Below are 2,542 nucleotides of genomic sequence, written 5' to 3'. Positions count from 1 at the left end.
GCCGACGGCGGCCGCTCGCTGCTGCGCAACCGTCTGGCCTGGATCGTCACCGGCTTCTTCGGCCTCCAGGGGTTCTACGCGTACGCGGCCATGGGCTGGTTCCCCCAGGTCCTGATGGACGCCGGTGTGCCCCGCTCCGAGGCCGGGCTGCTGATGGGCCTGGTCTCGCTGGTCGCCGTGCCGATCAGCCTGTTCGTCGCCCCGCTGGCCGCGCGCGGGCGCGGGCAGGGTGGGTGGATCATCGCGCTCAGCGTCCTGGGCGTGGCCGGGACGGCCGGGCTGATGCTGGCCCCCGCCTGGTCACCACTGCTGTGGAGCCTGCTGGCCGGCCTGGGAATGAGCGTGTTCTCCCTCGCCCTGACCGTGATCGCGCTGCGCGCCCGGACCGGCGCCGACACCGCCCGCCTGTCCGGCATGGCGCAGGGCTTCGGGTACCTCTTCGCCGCGCTCGGGCCGTTCCTGTTCGGCCTGCTGCACGACCTCACGGGCAGCTGGTTCGTCCCGCTGGCCATGCTGCTGGCGGTACTGGTGGCCCAGATGGTCTTCGGCGCGCTCGCCGGCCGGAGCCGGTTCGTCTGACGGTTCGCCTGACAGCACGGAGGCCCGGGATCACTCGGATCCCGGGCCTCTGGAGCCGCCTGTCGGGTTCGAACCGACGACCTTCCGCTTACAAGGCGGGAGCTCTACCAGCTGAGCTAAGGCGGCGGGCGGGGAACAGCCTAACCGTTCCTGCCGCCGTCAGCCGAGTCCCCGGCCAGCGGGTCGGCGGAACGCCCAGGACACAGGCGGCGGGGCCCTGGACCGCAGCCCGGGACCCCGCCGTCGTCCTACCGGAGTACTTACTCGGACGGCGACGCCGAGGGCTCGGAGCTCGGCTCCTCACCCGTGATGGCCGCGGACAGCGCGCCCGGCGCCTGCCAGCCCTCGAACCGCTCGCCGTCGATCAGCACGGTCGGGGTACCGAAGCTGCCCTGCGCGTTGAACAGCGCCTCGTCGCTCGTCGCGGCGTCGGTGGAGGCGGCGACCCACTCCTCGAAGGTGTCCTTCGCCTCGCCGTCGGTGATGCCCGCGGCGACGTCGGCCGGCACGCCGGCCTGCTCGGCGATCTGGGCGATCTGCTCGTCGGACAGGCCGGCGGTGTTCTCGGCCGGCTGGCTGGCGAAGAGCGCGTCGTGGAACGCGGAGAACTGCTCGGGCGCCTTGTCGGCCACCCATGCCGAGGCGGACGCGGCACGTGTCGAGTACTCGGTGCCCTGCGACGCGCGGTCGAGGATGGAGACCGGGTGCACGACGAGCGTGATGTCACCGGCCTCCCGCATCTCGGCGATGCTGGCGCTGTTGGTCTGCTCGAACTGGCCGCAGATGGGGCACATGTAGTCGACGTAGACGTCGAGCGTCTTCGCACCCTCGTTCGTGGTGCCCGCTGCGCCGTCGGCGCCCACCGGGATACCGGAGTCCTGGACCACGCCCGCGGGGACGTTGTCGACCTTCTCCATCGGCGTCTTCTGGCCCTCGGTGAGGATCAGCACGACCGCCACGACCAGGCCGATGACCGCGAGAGCGAGCACGCTCAGCACGATCACACGGTTGCGCTTCTCGCTCGCCTGCTGCTTCTTCTGGAGTGCAAGGGCCTCGGCACGGGCCGCGTCTCGGCGCTGTGCCTTGGTCTGATTCGTCGACATCGGGGTCCTTCGAGATGCGGGCCAATGGGGCGAGGCGCGACACGCGCCTTCACCCAGCCTACTAGCGTCCGCTGGGAGACTGCTGAACGTTTCTGTACGATCCGGACACCCGGCCCGGCGGTCACCAGGTGACGGCGGGCCGGTCGCCCAGCGGCCACCAGTGGACGTCCACCGGGCTGCCGAACAGGGGCACCGCGGCGAGCAGCGCGAGCGCCAGCACGACCAGCGTGACGATGGTCTTCGTGCCCTTTGTCGGGGCGATCCGGCGCAGCAGCGGCCCGGCCCCGACCCGCGTCCCGTACGACGCGGGACCCCACCACGTCACGACCACCGTGACCAGCATCGCGACACCGAGCACCAGGCTGTCGACGACGGGCTGGTTCATACCGCCCACCGACCTGGCCTCGACCGTCGGGATGGGGGCGATGATCACGTTGCCGGGCGCGAACAGCATGAGCCCCAGCAGCACCACGATCACCCCGGCGCAGAGGCCGACGGCCGCGGCGGGCAGCACGCCGAACACGGCACGCACCAGGTGCCACGGGGAGAGCAGCGTCGCCACCAGCGCGTCGGCACGGCTCGGCCCGCGCCGCTCCCGGCGGCCGCGGAACTCCTCGACCGCGATGCCGGCCAGGCGGGTCACGATCAGGAGCAGGACGAACACGATGACGGCGATGCCGGGCCGCGTGGCGGCGAGCGTCACGAGCGCGAGGGTGATGGTGAGGAACAACGTCCGGTAGCCGGTGACCCGCGCGAGGCCGGCCTGCTCCGGGACGAGGGACGGCGCCGGCAGCGCACCAGGCCCGGGCGAGCCCACGGCCCGCCCCGTGACCGACCGGCCCCTGGGAGCCTGCGCCAGG

General features: G+C 72.3%; 1 protein-coding gene, 1 tRNA gene and 2 pseudogenes. 1 reads left to right on the top strand and 3 read right to left on the bottom strand.

Annotated features, from left to right (window positions below; all coding sequences use genetic code 11):
* Positions 1-579 (top strand): annotated as a pseudogene (locus tag PROKR_RS02330) (MFS transporter); the annotation flags it as partial.
* A gap of 50 nt (positions 580-629) precedes the next feature.
* On the opposite strand, the gene PROKR_RS02325 reads toward PROKR_RS02330, so the two are convergent.
* The 3 genes and pseudogenes from PROKR_RS02325 to PROKR_RS02315 form a co-directional block, all read right to left on the bottom strand.
* A tRNA-Thr gene (locus PROKR_RS02325) sits at positions 630-705 on the bottom strand.
* Between the two features lie 134 nt (positions 706-839).
* Complete coding sequence (locus PROKR_RS02320; RefSeq protein WP_036959309.1) at positions 840-1,682, bottom strand: DsbA family protein; 843 nt, start codon at positions 1,680-1,682, stop codon at positions 840-842.
* Positions 1,683-1,803: 121 nt separating this feature from the next.
* Positions 1,804-2,542: pseudogene (locus PROKR_RS02315) on the bottom strand (hypothetical protein); the annotation flags it as partial.

The organism is Promicromonospora kroppenstedtii DSM 19349 (genome assembly GCF_000515355.1).
Classification (GTDB): Bacteria; Actinomycetota; Actinomycetes; order Actinomycetales; family Cellulomonadaceae; genus Promicromonospora; species Promicromonospora kroppenstedtii.
The sequence above is the reverse complement of the archived record's forward strand: the minus strand, read 5'-3'. Positions and strand labels throughout refer to the sequence as shown.

Coding starts and splice junctions, on each gene's coding strand:
- PROKR_RS02320 (WP_036959309.1), bottom strand. CDS start 1,682: ATGTCGACGAATCAGACCAAGGCACAGCGCCGAGACGCGGCCCGTGCC.